Below are 389 nucleotides of genomic sequence, written 5' to 3'. Positions count from 1 at the left end.
CCTGTCCGGAGTAGTTGACGCTGAGCGCCGTGCTCGGATTGAGGGCAGTGCCGAGGCCAGCTTCGAACACGGCGGCATCCTTCGCCAGCGGAATGCCCGACACCGTGAAGGCGTTACCGGTTGCGAACGCATTGGTGGCTGTCGAGATCACGTTATTGATGGTGTGCCGCCAGCCGATCATGCCGTTCGCGGTTACGGCAGTGGTGCCGAGCGTAAGCGCCCCGTTGGCACGCAGGCCGAATGTCGAGAATGTCGCATCGACGCTATCGCCAGCGCTGCGGAGTGCCGCCGCCCCACCCCGCTCGGTGAAGCCGGACGTGTCGAGGTTGACGTAGGCAAGGCCCGCGAACGGTTGCAGCGCGGAGCTGCCGAGGTCCACCGTGTAGCTG

The 389-nt window shown here is 65.6% G+C and carries 1 protein-coding gene; it reads right to left on the bottom strand.

Going from position 1 to position 389, the window contains the following annotated elements; all coding sequences use genetic code 11:
• The coding region (locus DY467_RS26050) for an autotransporter outer membrane beta-barrel domain-containing protein (RefSeq protein ID WP_164639933.1) at nt 1-389 on the bottom strand (389 nt) is incomplete at both ends.

The organism is Rhodopseudomonas sp. BR0G17, from assembly GCF_010907025.1.
GTDB lineage: Bacteria > Pseudomonadota > Alphaproteobacteria > Rhizobiales > Xanthobacteraceae > Rhodopseudomonas > Rhodopseudomonas palustris_H.
This window is presented reverse-complemented; position numbering and strand designations above follow the sequence as displayed.